Consider the following 16,680-nt stretch of genomic DNA (forward strand, 5'->3'; position numbering starts at 1 on the left):
CCTACGTTTGTTTCGGGCCAGTCTCTCCTGTGCCGGGCGCGCGCGACCGCCTTGTTTGTTCGACGCGATATTGAGACAGGCACCAAAGCGTTCGCGCGCGAATCCCACAGGCATAATTGGCCCGAAACAAACGTAGGAGCGGGTTTACCCGCGAAGCGCCGCGCGGGCGGCGCTCGGTCTCACAGGCGCTGAAACTGTCGTGGCGAACACTTGGCAGCCCCGATACGGTCTTTTCCCCTTATATTTCACTTTCTTGAAATTAAAGGTTGACGGGCTTTCGAATCCCCTTATAATGCGCCCCACTTCCAGCGACAACGGAACGAAAAACTCCTTGAGATTCAATGGGTTAAGTAGTTAAGGCGAAAGCTGGAAGGGCTACGATCAAATGATCGAAAGCGGTTAAAATGGTGGTTGACAGCGCTTCCAAGTGCTGTATGATTCGCCTCCCGCTACGAGAGATCGCAGCGAGCCAAGTGTTTGAAGCTAAACGAGTTTCTCGCGAAAAACTTCAAAATAAACGCTTGACAGGCTCTGAGGAAAGCGTAGAATGCGCGCCTCGGTTGAGACGAAAAGCTCTTAACCAAACGCTCTTTAACAAATTGAATCAAGCAATTCGTGTGGGTGCTTGTGAGTACGGACTGATAGTCAAAAAGATTATCAGCATCACAAGTGGCCATGCGAGAAATCACATAGTCATTTGAGATTGCTGAGCCAAGTTTAGGGTTTCTTAAAAACCCAAGCAGTATTGAACTGAAGAGTTTGATCATGGCTCAGATTGAACGCTGGCGGCAGGCCTAACACATGCAAGTCGAGCGGATGACGGGAGCTTGCTCCTTGATTCAGCGGCGGACGGGTGAGTAATGCCTAGGAATCTGCCTGGTAGTGGGGGACAACGTTTCGAAAGGAACGCTAATACCGCATACGTCCTACGGGAGAAAGCAGGGGACCTTCGGGCCTTGCGCTATCAGATGAGCCTAGGTCGGATTAGCTAGTTGGTGGGGTAATGGCTCACCAAGGCGACGATCCGTAACTGGTCTGAGAGGATGATCAGTCACACTGGAACTGAGACACGGTCCAGACTCCTACGGGAGGCAGCAGTGGGGAATATTGGACAATGGGCGAAAGCCTGATCCAGCCATGCCGCGTGTGTGAAGAAGGTCTTCGGATTGTAAAGCACTTTAAGTTGGGAGGAAGGGCAGTAAGCTAATACCTTGCTGTTTTGACGTTACCGACAGAATAAGCACCGGCTAACTCTGTGCCAGCAGCCGCGGTAATACAGAGGGTGCAAGCGTTAATCGGAATTACTGGGCGTAAAGCGCGCGTAGGTGGTTTGTTAAGTTGGATGTGAAAGCCCCGGGCTCAACCTGGGAACTGCATCCAAAACTGGCAAGCTAGAGTACGGTAGAGGGTGGTGGAATTTCCTGTGTAGCGGTGAAATGCGTAGATATAGGAAGGAACACCAGTGGCGAAGGCGACCACCTGGACTGATACTGACACTGAGGTGCGAAAGCGTGGGGAGCAAACAGGATTAGATACCCTGGTAGTCCACGCCGTAAACGATGTCAACTAGCCGTTGGAATCCTTGAGATTTTAGTGGCGCAGCTAACGCATTAAGTTGACCGCCTGGGGAGTACGGCCGCAAGGTTAAAACTCAAATGAATTGACGGGGGCCCGCACAAGCGGTGGAGCATGTGGTTTAATTCGAAGCAACGCGAAGAACCTTACCAGGCCTTGACATGCAGAGAACTTTCCAGAGATGGATTGGTGCCTTCGGGAACTCTGACACAGGTGCTGCATGGCTGTCGTCAGCTCGTGTCGTGAGATGTTGGGTTAAGTCCCGTAACGAGCGCAACCCTTGTCCTTAGTTACCAGCACGTTATGGTGGGCACTCTAAGGAGACTGCCGGTGACAAACCGGAGGAAGGTGGGGATGACGTCAAGTCATCATGGCCCTTACGGCCTGGGCTACACACGTGCTACAATGGTCGGTACAGAGGGTTGCCAAGCCGCGAGGTGGAGCTAATCTCACAAAACCGATCGTAGTCCGGATCGCAGTCTGCAACTCGACTGCGTGAAGTCGGAATCGCTAGTAATCGCGAATCAGAATGTCGCGGTGAATACGTTCCCGGGCCTTGTACACACCGCCCGTCACACCATGGGAGTGGGTTGCACCAGAAGTAGCTAGTCTAACCTTCGGGGGGACGGTTACCACGGTGTGATTCATGACTGGGGTGAAGTCGTAACAAGGTAGCCGTAGGGGAACCTGCGGCTGGATCACCTCCTTAATCGACGACATCAGCCTACTGATGAGCTCCCACACGAATTGCTTGATTCATTGTCGAAGACGGTTTTTCCTGGTCAGAACCTGGAAATGAGCATTCGCATCGAATGTTGATTTCTGGCTTTTGTCAGATCGTTCTTTAAAAATTCGGATATGTGATAGATATAGACTGAACACCAGTTTCACTGCTGGTGGATCAGGCTAAGGTAAAATTTGTGAGTTCTGCTCGAAAGAGCAACGTACGAATTTTCGGCGAATGTCGTCTTCACAGTATAACCAGATTGCTTGGGGTTATATGGTCAAGTGAAGAAGCGCATACGGTGGATGCCTTGGCAGTCAGAGGCGATGAAAGACGTGGTAGCCTGCGATAAGCTTTGGGGAGTCGGCAAACAGACTGTGATCCAGAGATCTCTGAATGGGGGAACCCAGCCAGCATAAGCTGGTTATCTTGTACTGAATACATAGGTGCAAGAGGCGAACCAGGGGAACTGAAACATCTAAGTACCCTGAGGAAAAGAAATCAACCGAGATTCCCTTAGTAGTGGCGAGCGAACGGGGACCAGCCCTTAAGTTGATTTGAGATTAGTGGAACGCTCTGGAAAGTGCGGCCATAGTGGGTGATAGCCCCGTACACGAAAATCTCTTGTCAATGAAATCGAGTAGGACGGAGCACGAGAAACTTTGTCTGAATATGGGGGGACCATCCTCCAAGGCTAAATACTACTGACTGACCGATAGTGAACCAGTACCGTGAGGGAAAGGCGAAAAGAACCCCGGAGAGGGGAGTGAAATAGAACCTGAAACCGTATGCGTACAAGCAGTGGGAGCCTACTTTGTTAGGTGACTGCGTACCTTTTGTATAATGGGTCAGCGACTTATATTCAGTGGCGAGCTTAACCGAATAGGGGAGGCGTAGCGAAAGCGAGTCTTAATAGGGCGTTTAGTCGCTGGGTATAGACCCGAAACCGGGCGATCTATCCATGGGCAGGTTGAAGGTTAGGTAACACTGACTGGAGGACCGAACCGACTACCGTTGAAAAGTTAGCGGATGACCTGTGGATCGGAGTGAAAGGCTAATCAAGCTCGGAGATAGCTGGTTCTCCTCGAAAGCTATTTAGGTAGCGCCTCATGTATCACTGTAGGGGGTAGAGCACTGTTTCGGCTAGGGGGTCATCCCGACTTACCAAACCGATGCAAACTCCGAATACCTACAAGTGCCGAGCATGGGAGACACACGGCGGGTGCTAACGTCCGTCGTGAAAAGGGAAACAACCCAGACCGTCAGCTAAGGTCCCAAAGTCATGGTTAAGTGGGAAACGATGTGGGAAGGCTTAGACAGCTAGGAGGTTGGCTTAGAAGCAGCCACCCTTTAAAGAAAGCGTAATAGCTCACTAGTCGAGTCGGCCTGCGCGGAAGATGTAACGGGGCTCAAACCATGCACCGAAGCTACGGGTATCATCTTATGATGATGCGGTAGAGGAGCGTTCTGTAAGCCTGTGAAGGTGAGTTGAGAAGCTTGCTGGAGGTATCAGAAGTGCGAATGCTGACATGAGTAACGACAATGCGAGTGAAAAACTCGCACGCCGAAAGACCAAGGTTTCCTGCGCAACGTTAATCGACGCAGGGTTAGTCGGTCCCTAAGGCGAGGCTGAAAAGCGTAGTCGATGGAAAACAGGTTAATATTCCTGTACTTCCAGTTATTGCGATGGAGGGACGGAGAAGGTTAGGCCAGCCTGGCGTTGGTTGTCCAGGTTTAAGGTGGTAGGCTGAAATCTTAGGCAAATCCGGGATTTCAAGGCCGAGAGCTGATGACGAGTTGCCTTTAGGCGACGAAGTGGTTGATACCATGCTTCCAAGAAAAGCTCCTAAGCTTCAGATAACTGGGAACCGTACCCCAAACCGACACAGGTGGTTAGGTAGAGAATACCAAGGCGCTTGAGAGAACTCGGGTGAAGGAACTAGGCAAAATGGCACCGTAACTTCGGGAGAAGGTGCGCCGGCGAGGGTGAAGGACTTGCTCCGTAAGCCCATGCCGGTCGAAGATACCAGGCCGCTGCGACTGTTTATTAAAAACACAGCACTCTGCAAACACGAAAGTGGACGTATAGGGTGTGACGCCTGCCCGGTGCCGGAAGGTTAATTGATGGGGTTAGCGCAAGCGAAGCTCTTGATCGAAGCCCCGGTAAACGGCGGCCGTAACTATAACGGTCCTAAGGTAGCGAAATTCCTTGTCGGGTAAGTTCCGACCTGCACGAATGGCGTAACGATGGCGGCGCTGTCTCCACCCGAGACTCAGTGAAATTGAAATCGCTGTGAAGATGCAGTGTATCCGCGGCTAGACGGAAAGACCCCGTGAACCTTTACTATAGCTTTGCACTGGACTTTGAATTTGCTTGTGTAGGATAGGTGGGAGGCTTTGAAGTGGGGACGCCAGTTCTCATGGAGCCATCCTTGAAATACCACCCTGGCAACTTTGAGGTTCTAACTCAGGTCCGTTATCCGGATCGAGGACAGTGTATGGTGGGTAGTTTGACTGGGGCGGTCTCCTCCCAAAGAGTAACGGAGGAGTACGAAGGTGCGCTCAGACCGGTCGGAAATCGGTCGTAGAGTATAAAGGCAAAAGCGCGCTTGACTGCGAGACAAACACGTCGAGCAGGTACGAAAGTAGGTCTTAGTGATCCGGTGGTTCTGTATGGAAGGGCCATCGCTCAACGGATAAAAGGTACTCCGGGGATAACAGGCTGATACCGCCCAAGAGTTCATATCGACGGCGGTGTTTGGCACCTCGATGTCGGCTCATCACATCCTGGGGCTGAAGCCGGTCCCAAGGGTATGGCTGTTCGCCATTTAAAGTGGTACGCGAGCTGGGTTTAGAACGTCGTGAGACAGTTCGGTCCCTATCTGCCGTGGACGTTTGAGATTTGAGAGGGGCTGCTCCTAGTACGAGAGGACCGGAGTGGACGAACCTCTGGTGTTCCGGTTGTCACGCCAGTGGCATTGCCGGGTAGCTATGTTCGGAAGAGATAACCGCTGAAAGCATCTAAGCGGGAAACTTGCCTCAAGATGAGATCTCACTGGGATCTTGAATCCCCTAAAGGGCCGTCGAAGACTACGACGTTGATAGGTTGGGTGTGTAAGCGCTGTGAGGCGTTGAGCTAACCAATACTAATTGCCCGTGAGGCTTGACCATATAACACCCAAGCAATCTGCTACGCAGATTGTGGTGGTGAAGACGAAAGACCCGAAAATTCGTAAGACCACAAATATCGCATATCCGAATTCGCTGGGCTGTCCATTTGGACATTCTGGCAACAGAATTTCTTGACGACCATAGAGCATTGGAACCACCTGATCCCATCCCGAACTCAGTAGTGAAACGATGCATCGCCGATGGTAGTGTGGGGTTTCCCCATGTGAGAGTAGGTCATCGTCAAGATTCATTTCGCAAAACCCCTATCTGCACATGCAGGTAGGGGTTTTGTCTTTGTGGGCAAAAAAACTGAGCTTGTTTGAATCCCTGTGGAGCGGAGATGGCACCGGCGTTGCCGGTGTTCGCGGGTAAACCCGCTCCTACAGGAAGGGGGCAACGCCAGGCAGGGGCGCACACCCTCCTGGCCAATGTCGCCTCCCACAATTCGAGCCAGAACACTAGAATAGCCACCACGCACCTATTCAGAAGCGCCATATGTCCAATTCTGTCGAACCTGAAACCCTGGCCCAGCTGCCGTTGGACGAGCTTGTCGCCTGCCATGAATGCGACCTGCTGCTGCGCAAGCCCGTGCTGCAGCATGATGAGAAAGCCCAATGCCCGCGCTGCGGCTACGAGCTCTATGCCCACCGGCACAATGTGGTCAATCGCAGCCTGGCCTTGGTGCTGACGGCCCTTTTGCTGTTCGTGCCGGCCAATTTCCTGCCGATCATGCAGTTGCACCTGCTTGGCCAGACTTCGGACGATACGGTCTGGAGTGGCGTGCTAGGCCTGTACAACTCGGGGATGCGCGGTGTTGCCGTAGTGGTGTTGCTCTGTAGCATGGTCATTCCGCTGGCGAAGCTGCTCTGTCAGCTGGCCGTGCTGTTGAGCATCCGCTTGAACTTCGGGCGTGACTACGGCCTGGTCTTCTACCGCATCTATCACCACCTGCGTGACTGGGGCATGCTCGAGGTCTATTTCATGGGGGTACTGGTGGCCATCGTCAAACTGGTGGACCTGGCCGAACTGACCGTGGGCCTTGGGCTGTTCTGTTTCATCAGTCTGTTGTTGATCCAGGTGTGGCTCGAGGTGGTGATGTCACCCCACCAGATCTGGAGTGCGCTATCGGGGGAGGACCTGCATGCGGGCGATTGACGCAGGCATTGTTGTCTGCAATGAGTGTCACGAGCTGAACAGGCAAGAGCCAGACAGCACTTCGCAAACCTGCACACGTTGCGGCGCTATCGTGCATGCACGCCGGCCGAACAGTATCGTGCGCACCTGGGCGTTGCTGATTGCGGCGTCGATCCTCTACATCCCGGCCAACATACTGCCGATCATGACCGTGAGTACCCTCGGTCAGGGCAGCCCGGACACCATCATGTCCGGTGTCATCACCCTGCTCAAGCACGGCATGGTGCCCATTGCGGCTGTGGTGTTCATTGCCAGTATCCTGGTCCCCACGTTCAAGCTGGTGGGCATCGGCTTGCTGTTGTACTCCGTTCAGCGGCGGCAGCCGCTTTCGGCCCGGCAGCGGATATTGATGTACCGCTTCATCGAATTCATTGGGCGCTGGTCCATGCTGGATATCTTCGTCATTGCCATCCTGGTGGCAGTGGTGAATTTTGGCCGAATAGCCAGTGTCGAAGCCAACCTGGGCGCTGTCGCCTTCGCAACTGTGGTGATCCTGACAATGCTTGCCGCTTTAACTTTCGATCCCCGACTGATTTGGGATAACACGGAGTCGGATGACGACCATGAGTGACCTGCCAACGGCTAAAACCCGCCCAGCCTCGAACTGGTCGGCCATCTGGATCCTGCCTTTGATAGCGCTGATGATCGGTGGCTGGCTCGCGTGGCAGGCCTACCGCGACGCTGGCGTGGAAATTGAAGTCCGCTTCGAGTCGGGAGAGGGTATCGTCGCCAACAAGACCGAGGTCATCTACAAAGGCATGCCGGTTGGCAAGGTGAAAAGCCTGGTGCTCGACGCCAAGGGCGACACGCAGGGGGTGATCGCTACCATCGAGATGAACAAGGCTGCCGAGCCCCATCTAACCAAAGGCACGCGTTTCTGGCTGGTGAAGCCGAGTGTCAGCCTGGCCGGTATATCTGGCCTTGAAACACTGGTGTCGGGTAACTACATCGCCGTTAGCCCGGGAGAGGGGGAGCGTACCAAACGCTTTGTGGCATTGAAGGTGGCGCCACCGCTCTCGGATTCTGAGCCAGGCCTGCACCTGACTCTCAAGGCCGACAGGCTGGGCTCGCTCAACCGTGACAGCCCGGTGTTCTACAAGCAGATTCAGGTTGGCCGGGTGAAAAGCTACCGCCTGTCCGAGGACCAGAGCACCGTAGAGGTGAAAGTATTCATCGAGCCGGCCTACGCCAGCCTGGTGCGCAAGCACACGCGTTTCTGGAACGCCAGCGGTGTCAGCATCGATGCTTCGCTTTCGGGTGTGAAGGTGCGCAGTGAGTCGTTGTCGAGCATTGTGGCGGGTGGTATCGCCTTCGCCACGCCGGAGTACCGCAAGGACAGCCCGCCCACCGATCCGAGCCTGCCGTTCCGCCTGTACGAGGACTTCGATGCCGCCCAGGCGGGTATCCGGGTAAAAGTGAAGCTGAGCGATTATGAAGGCCTGCAGGCGGGTCGCACGCCGGTCATGTACAAGGGCATCCAGGTGGGCTCGCTGAAAGCCCTGAAGATGGAAGACAACCTGGCCAGCGCTTCCGCCGAGCTGACACTCGACCCGCTGACTGAGGACTACCTGGTAGACGGGACACAGTTCTGGGTGGTCAAACCGTCGATTTCCTTGGCGGGAATCACTGGCCTGGAAGCGCTGGTCAAAGGTAACTACATCGCCATTCGTCCTGGTGAAAAGGGCGCACGGCCAGAGCGTGAGTTCGAGGCGCGTGCCAAGGCGCCGCCGCTCGACCTCAAAGCGCCGGGCCTGCACATGGTGTTGTTCGCCGACACTTTGGGTTCGCTGGAAATCGGCAGCCCGGTGACGTACCGCCAGGTGAAGGTGGGTAGCGTGCAGAGCTATCAGTTCGCCCGTAACAGCAACCGCATCCTGATCGGTGTGCATATCGAGAAGGAGTACGAGAAGCTGGTCAATGGTTCGTCGCGCTTCTGGAACGTCAGTGGGATCACCCTGACCGGCGGCCTGTCGGGCATCAAGATCAAGAGTGAGTCGCTGCAAACACTGATGGCCGGCGGTATTGCGTTCGATACGCCACGGCCCGATGTACCGCTGAAACGGCACATTCCACGCTTCCGCCTGCATGACAGCCAGGAAGCGGTGAACCGTGCGGGTACGTTGATCACCATCCGTGTGGAGCGTGCCGATGGCCTGAAACCGGGCACGGCCATCCGCTTCCGCGGCCTGGATGTGGGCAGCATCGAGAGCGTCGACCTCACCGATGACCTGCAGGCGGTGCTGCTACGGGCGCGCATTACCGAATCGGCGGATCGCATTGCCCGTGCTGGTACGCAGTTCTGGGTGGTCAAGCCGGCCCTGGGCCTGGTGCGCACTGAAAACCTGGACACCTTGATAGGTGGGCAGTACCTGGAAGTGCAGCCAGCAGCCAAGAACCGTGGGCCACAGCGCGATTTCATCGCCCTGGCCGAAGCACCGGAGGTAGCAGGGCCAGAGGTCGGCCTGCCATTGACGCTCAGTGCGCCACGCCGCGGCTCGATCAAGCCGGGTGTGCCGGTTACCTATCGTGAGGTTACGGTGGGCAAGGTGACAGGCTTCGAGCTGGGCCAGAGCGCTGACCGCGTGCTGATTCATATCCTCATCGAGCCGCGCTATGCCGCCTTGGTGCGCAGCGGTAGCCGCTTCTGGAACAGCAGTGGTTTCGGTTTCGACTGGGGTCTGTTCAAGGGCGCTACAGTGCGTACCGAGTCGGTGGAAACCCTGATCGATGGTGGTATCGCCTTCGCAACGCCAGATGGCGAGCAGATGGGTAACCCGGCACGGCCGCAGCAGACCTTTGCCTTGTTCGAAAAGGCCGAGGATGAATGGCTGCAGTGGGCACCGAAGATTCAGATCGCCAAGTGATGTAAAAGTAGGGCCGCCAAGCGCGGCCCCGCTTTTTTGTGGGAGCGGCCTTGCGTCGCGAAAGGGGCGCGTAGCGGCCCCTCGGTCTCAGCGCAGAAGCTGAGATTGCCGGGGCTGCTCCACAGCCCTTTCGCGACACAAGGCCACTCCCACAGATCGAGTCCCACATGGGGCTGTGCCCGCAAGCATAAATCGCAGGCAACAAAAAACCGACCCTAGGGTCGGTTTTTCGACTAGCGCGTCGCTTAGGCAGCTGCAGCTTCTTTCAGCGCCTTGATGTGGCCATTCAGACGGCCTTTGTGACGAGCAGCCTTGTTCTTGTGGATGATACCCTTGTCGGCCATACGGTCGATTACAGGTACAGCCAGAACGTAAGCGGCTTGCGCTTTTTCGGCGTCTTTTGCGTCGATGGCTTTAACTACATTCTTGATGTAGGTGCGGACCATGGAACGCAGGCTGGCGTTGTGGCTGCGACGCTTCTCAGCCTGTTTTGCACGTTTCTTGGCGGAAGGTGTGTTGGCCACCGTCGAGCTCCTCGAAAGACTTTAGGTAAATAGCAAACAAAATAGGCCGCGAATCATGCCGATCAGTCGAGCGGATGTCAAGGCCACCTGCAAGGTTCCGCCGAGCGGTGCGCCAACAAGCGGGAAAGATTCCTTTCTGCTGCGCGACCTGTACACTCGGGAATTTTTGGCTCCCCTGCGAAGGCGCGGGAGTATCGCACATTCGGACGCTGTCTGGCAGCGTCCTCTGTCATTGGCGTGAATCTTTTCGATGAACCTGCTCAAATCCCTGGCTGCAGTAAGCTCGATCACCATGATTTCGCGGGTGCTGGGCTTTGTTCGCGACACCATCCTGGCCCGCATCTTTGGTGCTGGTGTCGCTACCGATGCCTTCTTCATCGCGTTCAAACTGCCCAACCTGTTGCGGCGCATCTTCGCCGAAGGTGCATTCTCCCAGGCCTTCGTGCCGATTCTGGCCGAGTACAAGACCCAGCAGGGCGAGGAGGCGACGCGCACCTTCATTGCCTATGTCAGCGGCCTTCTGACCCTGGTGCTGGCCCTGGTGACCGCCATCGGCATCCTCGCTGCACCGTGGGTGGTGTGGGCGACGGCCCCGGGTTTTGTCGACAGCACCGAAAAATACGAGCTGACCACCGACCTGTTGCGGGTGACGTTTCCTTATATATTCCTGATCTCGCTGTCTTCCCTGGCCGGAGCGATCCTCAATACCTGGAACCGCTTTTCGGTGCCGGCCTTCACGCCTACCTTGCTGAACGTGGCGATGATCGCCTTCGCCGTGTTGCTGACGCCGTACTTCAACCCGCCAATCATGGCGTTGGCCTGGGGCGTGCTGGCGGGTGGCCTGGCGCAGTTGCTGTACCAGCTGCCAGCGCTGAAGAAGATCGGCATGCTCGTGCTGCCGCGCCTGAACCTCAAGGACGCGGGTGTGTGGCGGGTACTGAAGCAGATGCTGCCGGCGATCCTGGGGGTGTCGGTGAGCCAGATCTCGCTGATCATCAACACCATCTTCGCCTCCTTCCTGGTGGCCGGCTCGGTGTCGTGGATGTATTACGCCGACCGCCTCATGGAGCTGCCTTCCGGTGTGCTGGGCGTTGCCCTGGGCACCATCCTGCTGCCGACCCTGGCCAAGACCTATGCCAACAAGGACCGCGAGGAGTACTCACGGATTCTCGACTGGGGCCTGCGCCTGTGCTTCCTGCTGGTGCTGCCCTGCACCCTGGCGTTGGCCATTCTTGCCGAGCCGCTGACCGTTGCGCTGTTTCAATATGGCAAGTTCAGCGCGTTTGATGCAGCGATGACCCAGCGAGCGTTGATCGCCTATTCCGTAGGCTTGCTGGCGATCATTCTGATCAAGGTACTGGCACCTGGCTTCTATGCGCAGCAGAATATCCGCACGCCGGTGAAGATCGCAGTCTTCACCCTGGTCTGTACCCAGCTGTTCAACCTTGCCCTGGTCGGCCCGCTTGCACATGCCGGCCTGGCATTGGCGATCAGCCTCGGTGCCTGCCTGAATGCCGGTTTGCTGTTCTGGAAGCTGCGCAGTCAGCAGCTGTTCGAGCCTCAGCCTGGCTGGGCAGTGTTCCTGCTCAAGCTTGTGTTGGCGGTGACGCTGATGTCGGCGGTACTGCTGGCGGGCATGCACTATATGCCGGCCTGGGAGCAGGGCATCATGCTCGAGCGCTTCCTGCGGCTTGGGGCGCTGATCCTGGCGGGCGTCGTGACGTATTTTGGCTGCCTGTACCTGTGTGGCTTCCGGCCCCGGCATTTCGCTCGCAAGGCCTTGCACTGAGGCTTTTGGCGGGTCAGGCGTCGGTTTTTCGCATTCCACGCCGCCCTTGGGCGCTGCTGCCTGTCACCAGCGCCCGGGTGTGGTTATAATCGGCCACTTTATGAGCAAGAAGCGCGTTATGCAGCTGGTTCGAGGTCTTCACAACCTGCGCCCCGAGCACCGGGGCTGTGTCGCCACCATTGGCAACTTCGACGGGGTTCACCGTGGCCACCAGGCAATCCTGGCGCGCCTGCGCGAGCGCGGTCAGGCCTTGGGCCTGCCGACCTGCGTGGTGATCTTCGAACCGCAACCACGCGAGTACTTCGCACCCGATACCGCGCCGGCACGTCTGGCCCGGCTGCGCGACAAGATCGAGCTGCTGGCGACCGAAGGCATCGACCGGGTGCTGTGCCTGGCGTTCAACCATCGTCTGAGCAAGCTCAGTGCCGATGCCTTCGTCAAGGCCATCCTGGTCGACGGCCTGGGCGTGCGTCATCTCGAAGTGGGCGATGACTTCCGCTTCGGCTGCGACCGTGCTGGCGACTTCGCTTTCCTGGTCGAGGCCGGCAAGGCGTACGGCTTTACCGTCGAGGCCGCCAACACGGTCATCCAGGACGGCCTGCGGGTCAGCAGCACCGAAGTGCGCAAGGCCTTGTCTGAGGGCAACTTCGAGCTGGCCGAACACTTGCTGGGCCGCCCGTACCGCATTACAGGCCGCGTGCTGCACGGCCAGAAGCTGGCCCGCCAGCTCGGCACACCAACCGCCAACATCCAGCTCAAGCGCCGCCGCGTGCCGCTGTCCGGGGTATACCTGGCCAGCATCGTGATCGACGGCAAAGCTTGGCCGGGTGTCGGCAATATCGGCGTGCGCCCCACCGTTGCCGGTGATGGGCGCCCGCACCTGGAGATTCATCTTCTGGACTTTGCCGGCGATCTTTACGGCCGGCGCCTGACGGTGGAGTTCCACCACAAGCTGCGTGAAGAGCAGCGATTCGCCTCCCTGGAGGCGCTGAAGTCGGCGATCGATGCGGATATCGCCGCCGCACGTGCACATTGGCACGCTCAACCGCTAACGAAGAGCCTGAAATGACCGACTACAAAGCCACGCTTAACCTTCCGGACACCGCCTTCCCCATGAAGGCCGGCCTGCCTCAGCGCGAACCGCAGATCCTGCAGCGCTGGGACAGCATTGGCCTGTACCAGAAGCTGCGCGAAATTGGCAAGGATCGTCCCAAGTTCGTCCTGCACGACGGCCCGCCCTATGCCAACGGCAAGATTCACATCGGTCATGCGCTGAACAAGATCCTCAAGGACATGATCGTCCGTTCCAAGACCCTGGCCGGCTTCGATGCGCCGTACGTGCCAGGTTGGGACTGCCACGGCCTGCCGATCGAACACAAGGTCGAGGTTACCCACGGCAAGCACCTTTCCGCCGACCGTACCCGCGAGCTGTGCCGCGAGTACGCTGCCGAGCAGATCGAAGGGCAGAAGACCGAGTTCATCCGCCTGGGCGTGCTGGGTGACTGGGACAACCCATACAAGACCATGAACTTCGCCAACGAGGCCGGTGAAATCCGCGCTTTGGCCGAGATGGTCAAGCAAGGCTTCGTGTTCAAGGGCCTGAAGCCGGTGAACTGGTGCTTTGATTGCGGTTCGGCGCTGGCTGAAGCAGAAGTCGAGTACGCCGACAAGAAGTCGCAGACCATCGACGTGGCCTTCCCGGTTGCCGATGAGGCCAAGCTGGCCGCCGCCTTCGGCCTGGCCTCGCTGACCAAGCCGGCCGCCATCGTGATCTGGACCACCACCCCGTGGACCATCCCGGCCAACCAGGCCCTGAATATCCACCCGGAATTCAAGTACGCCCTGGTCGACACCGGCGAGCGCCTGCTGGTGCTGGCTGAAGAGCTGGTCGAGTCGTGCCTGAAGCGCTACAACCTGGAAGGTTCGGTCGTTGCCACCGCCCAAGGTTCGGCGCTGGAACTGGTCAACTTCCGTCACCCGTTCTACGACCGCCTGTCGCCGGTGTACCTGGCTGACTACGTCGAGCTGGGCGCCGGTACCGGCGTGGTGCACTCCGCGCCAGCCTACGGTGAAGACGACTTCGTCACGTGCAAGCGCTACGGCATGGTCAACGACGACATCCTTACCCCGGTGCAGAGCAACGGCGTGTATGTCGAGTCGCTGCCATTCTTCGGCGGCCAGTTCATCTGGAAGGCCAACCCGGCCATCGTCGAGAAGCTGAGCGAAGTCGGTGCGCTGATGCACACCGAAACCATCAGCCACAGCTATATGCACTGCTGGCGCCACAAAACCCCGCTGATCTACCGCGCCACCGCGCAATGGTTCGTGGGCATGGACAAGCAGCCGAGCACCGGCGAGCCGCTGCGTGAGCGTGCGCTGAAAGCCATCGAAGACACCAAGTTCGTCCCGGCCTGGGGCCAGGCGCGCCTGCATTCGATGATCGCCAACCGCCCGGACTGGTGCATCTCGCGTCAACGCAACTGGGGCGTACCGATCCCGTTCTTCCTGCACAAGCAGACCGGCGAGCTGCATCCGCGCACTGTCGAACTGATGGAAGAAGTGGCCAAGCGTGTCGAGCAGCAAGGCATCGAGGCCTGGTTCAAGCTGGACGCCGCTGAACTGCTGGGCGCTGAAGCCGACCAGTACGACAAGATCGCCGACACCCTCGACGTGTGGTTCGACTCCGGTACCACCCACTGGCACGTATTGCGTGGCTCGCACGACATCGGCCACGCCACCGGCCCGCGCGCTGACCTGTACCTGGAAGGTTCCGACCAGCACCGCGGCTGGTTCCACTCGTCCTTGCTGACCGGTTGCGCCATCGACAACCACGCGCCGTACCGCGAGCTGCTGACCCACGGCTTCACCGTGGACGAGAACGGCCGCAAGATGTCCAAGTCGCTGGGTAACACCATCGAGCCGGAGAAGGTCAACAACACCCTGGGTGCCGATATCCTGCGCCTGTGGGTTTCGGCCACCGACTATTCCGGTGAAATGGCCGTTTCCGAGCAGATCCTGCAGCGCAGTGCCGACGCCTACCGGCGTATCCGCAATACCGCCCGCTTCCTGCTGTCCAACCTGTCCGGCTTCGACCCGGCCCGCGACCTGCTGGCCTCGGAAGACATGCTGGCGCTGGACCGCTGGGCCGTGGACCGTACCCTGCTGCTGCAACGCGAGCTGGAAGAGCACTACAGCGAGTACCGTTTCTGGAACGTCTACTCCAAAGTGCACAACTTCTGCGTACAGGAACTGGGCGGCTTCTACCTCGACATCATCAAGGACCGCCAGTACACCACCGGCGCCAACAGTGTCGCCCGCCGTTCCTGCCAGACTGCGCTGTACCACATCAGCGAGGCGCTGGTGCGCTGGATCGCGCCGATCCTGGCATTCACCGCCGACGAAATCTGGCAGTACCTGCCGGGCGAGCGCAACGAGTCGGTCATGCTCAACGGCTGGTACGAAGGCCTGAGCGAGCTGCCGGAAGGCACCGAGCTTGGCCGCGCTTACTGGGACCGCGTGATGGCGGTGAAGGCATCGGTGAACAAAGAGCTGGAGAACCAGCGTACCGCCAAGGTCATTGGCGGCAACCTGCAGGCTGAAGTGACCCTGTACGCCGACGAAGGCCTGAGTGCCGACCTGGGCAAGCTGGGCGACGAGCTGCGCTTCGTGCTGATCACCTCGGCCGCCAGCGTGGTGCCGTTCGCACAGGCGCCGGCCGAAGCGGTAGCCACCGAAGTCGAAGGCCTCAAGCTGCAAGTGGTCAAGTCCGGCCACACCAAGTGCGGCCGTTGCTGGCACTTCCGCGCCGACGTCGGCAGCCATCCGGAGCACCCGGAAATCTGCGGCCGTTGCGTCGACAACCTGACCGGCTCGGGTGAGGTACGCCACTATGCCTAACCCTGCAGCGGGGCGCTTCGGGCGCCTTGCATGGCTTTGGCTGAGCTTGCTGGTCCTGGTCATCGACCAGGCCACCAAGCTGTACTTCAACAACGCCCTGACCATGTACCAGCAGATCGTGGTCATTCCTGACTACTTCAGCTGGACCCTGGCCTACAACACCGGTGCCGCGTTCAGCTTCCTGGCTGACGGAGCGGGTTGGCAGCGCTGGTTGTTCGCCCTGATCGCCGTGGTGGTCAGCGCGGTACTGGTCGTCTGGCTCAAGCGCCTGGGGCGCAACGAGACCTGGCTGGCCGTGGCGCTGGCGCTGGTGCTGGGTGGGGCGATTGGCAACCTGTACGACCGCATCGTGCTGGGCCATGTGGTCGACTTCATCCTGGTGCACTGGCAGAACCGCCATTACTTCCCGGCCTTCAACGTGGCCGACAGCGCCATCACCGTTGGTGCGGTGATGCTGGCGCTGGATATGTTCAAGAGCAAGAAGTCCGAGGATCCGGTCCATGACTGACACCCGTATCGGCCAGAACACCGAAGTCACCCTGCACTTCGCGCTGCACCTGGAAAACGGCGACACCGTCGACAGCACGTTCGATAAGGCCCCGGCTACTTTCAAAGTGGGTGATGGCAACCTGCTGCCGGGCTTTGAAAGCGCCCTGTTCGGCTTCAAGGCCGGTGACAAGCGCACCGTGGCAGTGGCCCCGGAGAACGCCTTCGGCCAGCCTAACCCGCAGAACGTGCAGGTCATGCCGAGGTCCAACTTCGAAGGCATGGAGTTGTCCGAAGGGTTGCTGATCATCTTCAACGACGCCGCCAACACCGAGCTGCCGGGTGTGGTCAAAGCGTTCGATGACGACCAGGTCACCATCGACTTCAATCACCCACTGGCTGGCAAGACCCTGACCTTCGAGGTGGAGATCCTCGAGGTGAAGGCCCTGTAAGCCT

General features: G+C 58.2%; 9 protein-coding genes and 3 rRNA genes. 11 read left to right on the forward strand and 1 reads right to left on the reverse strand.

The window, feature by feature from the left end:
* The first annotated feature begins 747 nt into the window (after nucleotides 1-747).
* From ACZ889_RS07050 to ACZ889_RS07075, 6 genes are all read left to right on the forward strand, one after another.
* A 16S ribosomal RNA gene (locus tag ACZ889_RS07050) occupies nucleotides 748-2,284 on the forward strand.
* Nucleotides 2,285-2,577: 293 nt separating this feature from the next.
* Nucleotides 2,578-5,470: ribosomal RNA gene (locus ACZ889_RS07055) — 23S ribosomal RNA — on the forward strand.
* A gap of 130 nt (nucleotides 5,471-5,600) precedes the next feature.
* Nucleotides 5,601-5,716 (forward strand): 5S ribosomal RNA (rrf, locus tag ACZ889_RS07060).
* The 16S, 23S and 5S rRNA genes sit together here, the layout of an rRNA operon.
* A 249-nt stretch (nucleotides 5,717-5,965) precedes the next feature.
* Nucleotides 5,966-6,625, forward strand: coding sequence for a paraquat-inducible protein A (locus ACZ889_RS07065; protein WP_020190949.1), 660 nt, complete (start codon nucleotides 5,966-5,968; stop codon nucleotides 6,623-6,625).
* Nucleotides 6,612-7,235 carry a paraquat-inducible protein A gene (locus tag ACZ889_RS07070; protein ID WP_014589576.1) on the forward strand — a complete coding sequence of 208 codons (624 nt, stop codon included), beginning with the start codon at nucleotides 6,612-6,614 and terminating at the stop codon, nucleotides 7,233-7,235. Before ACZ889_RS07065 ends, ACZ889_RS07070 begins: the two co-directional genes overlap by 14 nt.
* Nucleotides 7,228-9,528, forward strand: coding sequence for a PqiB family protein (locus ACZ889_RS07075; RefSeq protein WP_029615415.1), 2,301 nt, complete (start codon nucleotides 7,228-7,230; stop codon nucleotides 9,526-9,528). The genes ACZ889_RS07070 and ACZ889_RS07075 overlap by 8 nt, the downstream gene beginning before the upstream one ends.
* A gap of 245 nt (nucleotides 9,529-9,773) precedes the next feature.
* On the opposite strand, the gene rpsT is transcribed toward ACZ889_RS07075, so the two are convergent.
* Nucleotides 9,774-10,052, reverse strand: a complete 279-nt coding sequence (rpsT, locus tag ACZ889_RS07080) for a 30S ribosomal protein S20 (protein WP_003247625.1) — start codon at nucleotides 10,050-10,052, stop codon at nucleotides 9,774-9,776.
* 250 nt (nucleotides 10,053-10,302) lie between these two features.
* On the opposite strand from rpsT, the gene murJ reads away from it, so the two are divergent.
* The 5 genes from murJ to fkpB all read left to right on the forward strand — a co-directional run bounded on the left by murJ (nucleotide 10,303) and on the right by fkpB (nucleotide 16,676).
* A complete protein-coding gene (gene murJ, locus ACZ889_RS07085; protein ID WP_161774648.1) occupies nucleotides 10,303-11,841 on the forward strand; it encodes a murein biosynthesis integral membrane protein MurJ in 1,539 nt (512 codons plus the stop codon).
* Between the two features lie 118 nt (nucleotides 11,842-11,959).
* Complete coding sequence (ribF, locus tag ACZ889_RS07090) at nucleotides 11,960-12,910, forward strand: bifunctional riboflavin kinase/FAD synthetase (RefSeq protein WP_476257269.1); 951 nt, start codon at nucleotides 11,960-11,962, stop codon at nucleotides 12,908-12,910.
* Entirely contained in the window at nucleotides 12,907-15,738 is a 2,832-nt protein-coding gene (ileS, locus tag ACZ889_RS07095) for an isoleucine--tRNA ligase (RefSeq protein ID WP_476257270.1), read from the forward strand. Before ribF ends, ileS begins: the two co-directional genes overlap by 4 nt.
* Nucleotides 15,731-16,246: a signal peptidase II gene (gene lspA / locus ACZ889_RS07100; RefSeq protein ID WP_003247609.1), complete on the forward strand. Its 516-nt coding sequence runs from the start codon at nucleotides 15,731-15,733 to the stop codon at nucleotides 16,244-16,246. The genes ileS and lspA overlap by 8 nt, the downstream gene beginning before the upstream one ends.
* A complete protein-coding gene (gene fkpB, locus ACZ889_RS07105; RefSeq protein ID WP_180688893.1) occupies nucleotides 16,239-16,676 on the forward strand; it encodes an FKBP-type peptidyl-prolyl cis-trans isomerase in 438 nt (145 codons plus the stop codon). The genes lspA and fkpB overlap by 8 nt, the downstream gene beginning before the upstream one ends.
* The last annotated feature ends 4 nt before the right edge of the window (nucleotides 16,677-16,680 follow it).

It is taken from the genome of Pseudomonas sp. TE3895 (assembly GCF_056278855.1).

Excerpts from the sequence above, each read along its gene's own strand:
- ACZ889_RS07065 (WP_020190949.1), top strand. The coding sequence starts at position 5,966 with ATGTCCAATTCTGTCGAACCTGAAACCCTGGCCCAGCTGCCGTTGGAC.
- ACZ889_RS07070 (WP_014589576.1), top strand. The coding sequence starts at position 6,612 with ATGCGGGCGATTGACGCAGGCATTGTTGTCTGCAATGAGTGTCACGAG.
- ACZ889_RS07075 (WP_029615415.1), top strand. The coding sequence starts at position 7,228 with ATGAGTGACCTGCCAACGGCTAAAACCCGCCCAGCCTCGAACTGGTCG.
- murJ (WP_161774648.1), top strand. The coding sequence starts at position 10,303 with ATGAACCTGCTCAAATCCCTGGCTGCAGTAAGCTCGATCACCATGATT.
- ribF (WP_476257269.1), top strand. The coding sequence starts at position 11,960 with ATGCAGCTGGTTCGAGGTCTTCACAACCTGCGCCCCGAGCACCGGGGC.
- ileS (WP_476257270.1), top strand. The coding sequence starts at position 12,907 with ATGACCGACTACAAAGCCACGCTTAACCTTCCGGACACCGCCTTCCCC.
- lspA (WP_003247609.1), top strand. The coding sequence starts at position 15,731 with ATGCCTAACCCTGCAGCGGGGCGCTTCGGGCGCCTTGCATGGCTTTGG.
- fkpB (WP_180688893.1), top strand. The coding sequence starts at position 16,239 with ATGACTGACACCCGTATCGGCCAGAACACCGAAGTCACCCTGCACTTC.